The 2,858-nt window shown below is 65.2% G+C and carries 3 protein-coding genes; 1 reads left to right on the plus strand and 2 read right to left on the minus strand.

The genetic code is table 11. From position 1 onward, the window contains the following. Positions 1 to 414: 414 nt before the first annotated feature. Positions 415 to 1,971: a potassium/proton antiporter gene (locus QMC96_13240; GenBank protein MDI6877719.1), complete on the plus strand. Its 1,557-nt coding sequence runs from the start codon at positions 415 to 417 to the stop codon at positions 1,969 to 1,971. A gap of 270 nt (positions 1,972 to 2,241) precedes the next feature. Here QMC96_13240 and QMC96_13245 read toward each other — a convergent pair whose 3' ends face one another. Together QMC96_13245 and QMC96_13250 are read right to left on the minus strand one after the other, a co-directional pair. Then, on the minus strand, positions 2,242 to 2,373 hold the full coding sequence (locus QMC96_13245) for a DUF1328 domain-containing protein (protein MDI6877720.1): 132 nt from the start codon (positions 2,371 to 2,373) through the stop codon (positions 2,242 to 2,244). A 27-nt stretch (positions 2,374 to 2,400) separates the two neighbouring features. After that, positions 2,401 to 2,858, minus strand: a 458-nt coding sequence (locus QMC96_13250; GenBank protein MDI6877721.1) for a PRC-barrel domain-containing protein, incomplete at its 5' end; no start/stop codon positions are given.

Here is a 2,858-nt window from a genome sequence, read left to right on the forward strand (position 1 = left end):
GTCGGCTGAAAAGATCGAATATGGTGTACGTATGGGTCGAATTCAACAGGGGTTGGATATAGCCCAGAGGAGGCATATTCGAGAGGTATATGCGAAACGCTGCGCCCATGATTCAGGGGCCGGAGTCTGCCCAACCGCACCGATAGCAGCCGGCAGATGTACATTCACGCATGGGATCGTGCCGATCCCATGGGCGGTGCATTGGGAGAGCCGTGACCTCCTGCCCCGTTCCTTGACAATTGTATTCGCTTCCGTAGATTCCGCGCAGATCTGCAGATCTGCGGATCCTCATCTCAAGGGCAGCTCTATTAAGATTCGGGGACCATAATAACGGTGAAACATCACAGTCGGGGCGATCCTGCGGGCCCGACCCGACCGGCCCGCCTTTCCCGAACAACCCGGGGTTAACAGCACATGGTAGCGATCGAGATCATCCTTGCCGGCGCAGCGGCCCTCGTCCTCATCAGCATCTTCGCCAACAAGATCTCCGAGTGGCTCGGCGTCCCGGCCCTCCTGATCTTCCTCCTGGTCGGCATGCTGGCGGGTTCCGAGGGACCGGGGGGCATCTACTTCGACGATCCCTTCATCGCCCAGTCGATCGGCATCGTCGCGCTCGCCTACATCCTCTTCTCGGGCGGTATCGACACCCGCTGGTCCGAGGTCCGCCCTGTGCTCGCCCGCGGCGTGGTGCTCGCCACGGTCGGCGTCCTCTTGACGGCGGTGCTGGTCGGGGCGTTCGCGACTGCCGTGCTGGGCTTCTCCCCGCTGGAAGGGCTTCTCCTGGGCGCCGTCGTCTCCTCGACCGACGCCGCGGCGGTCTTCTCGATCCTGCGGACGCGGCGGGCGAGCATGAAGGGCATCCTGCGCCCCCTGCTCGAGCTCGAGTCCGGGAGCAACGACCCGATGGCAGTCTTCCTGACGATCGGCATCATCTCGCTCATCCTGATGCCCGAGCGGTCCGCGCTCACCCTGGTCCCGCTCTTCATCCAGCAGATGGCGGTCGGCGGTCTGTTCGGCTACGGGATGGGATGGCTGACGGTGCACCTGATCAACCGCCTCAAACTCGAGTTCGAGGGGCTCTACCCGGTGCTCACCCTCACCATGGTGCTGCTGACCTACGGCGTGACGGCGGCGCTGGGGGGGAGCGGATTCATCGCAGTCTACATCTGCGGACTGGTCCTGGGCAACAGCACCTTTGTCCACAAGAACAGCCTGATCCGCTTCCACGAGGGTATCGCCTGGCTGATGCAGATCACGCTCTTCCTGACCCTGGGCCTGCTGGTCTTCCCCTCGCACCTCCTGCCCCTGATCGTCCCGGGGATCCTGATCGCCCTCTTCCTGATCTTCATCGCCCGCCCGGTCGCCGTGCTCCTCTGCCTCCTCCCCTGGCGGATGGACATGCGGGAGAAGGTCATGGTATCCTGGGTGGGGCTGCGGGGCGCCGTCCCGATCGTGCTGGCGACGTTCCCGCTCCTCGCCGGCGTCCCCCAGGCTGATATCATCTTCAACCTGGTCTTCTTCATCGTCCTCATATCGGCGCTGCTGCACGGCACCTCCATCCCCCTGGTCGCCCAGTGGCTGGACGTCGCGGCGCCGCTCCGCAGCACTCGCGGACTGGCGATGGATATCGCGCCGGAGAGCGACGCCCCCAGCGAACTGATCGAGCTCACCGTGCCACCGGGCGCCGCCGTGGCCGGGAAGCAGATCGTCGACCTGGGGCTGCCCCCGGGCGCCCTGATCATCCTGATGGAGAAGAAGTCCGAGCGGTTCGTCCCCAACGGCAGCACGGTGCTGGAGGCGGGCGACAACCTCCTCATCCTGGCTGGAGGCCCTCTTGCCGATGAGGTGCGGGCGAGATTCTCGGCTGAAACCCCCCCGCGGGAGGCGACCGCCGGGGAATATTCAGCGATGCCGAAGAGAACTGACAGCACGGCCAACGGGCCGCTCGATGGCGAGGATGACCTCACATGAGCCTGTTCCCACCCGTATGCAGATCCTGTAGAGAGCGCGGGAGTGCCGGGCGGCCACGCTGGCACGACGACGCTTCGGTACGGGAGCCTGCGGCAGACCGCTGAAGATCGCGCACCTGTGGGTCCCGGAGCGGGATCGGCATGCAGGCTGCGGGCCCGCTGACGCGGGCCTTCGCATGCCCGATATCGAGAGCTGTTCTGCAGGGGGACCGGCGTGCATATGCGCCCCTTCCTGCCGGACGCGGTTACCAAAAAAGAGAGCCGACCAGCTCTACAAGAGCAGCGCTATTATTGCCGGGATGACGAACGCGATCACCAGCCACTTGGCCATATCGAACGACATTCCCGCGGTACCGCCGTAGCCGAACGGCGCGAAGATGATCGCCAATTCGTGCAGCGCCATCGCCTGCACGCGCTGTTTTCACCGCTCCTAGCGGCGCTCTCTCCTCTCGGTCTCGATCGTCTGTACCGGCACGTATTCCGTCCTCTGGACGGGGACATAGCGCGTCGTCACCCGCGCCGGCGGCCGCCTCTCCTCCGCAACGCGTCCGCTCTCCTCGAGGCCGATGATCTGGCTGCTCCGGTACGGCTCGGGCTCGCGTCCCCGCTCTGCCGTGCCCCCCTCCTCGAGGTACCACTCCACCTCCTCGGTCATCGGCCAGTGGTCCCGGTCGAATCCCTTCGCCCGGTCGAGATCCTCCTTCGATACATCCAGGATCCAGTAGTCCTCGCCCGGCACCTGGGCGAACCGCTCCCAGGGGACCGCGAATAACTTCTCTCCCATGCCCAGCACGCCGCCATAGGCCAGCACCGCGTACGCGATGCGGCCCGTGGCAACGTCCAGCATGATCTCGTGCACCTCGCCCAGATCCTCGCCCGCCGCATTCC

The sequence above is a fragment of the Methanomicrobiales archaeon genome, assembly GCA_030019205.1.
Lineage (GTDB): Archaea > Halobacteriota > Methanomicrobia > Methanomicrobiales > JACTUA01 > JASEFH01.

Coding starts and splice junctions, on each gene's coding strand:
- QMC96_13240 (MDI6877719.1), top strand. CDS start 415: ATGGTAGCGATCGAGATCATCCTTGCCGGCGCAGCGGCCCTCGTCCTC.
- QMC96_13245 (MDI6877720.1), bottom strand. CDS start 2,373: ATGGCGCTGCACGAATTGGCGATCATCTTCGCGCCGTTCGGCTACGGC.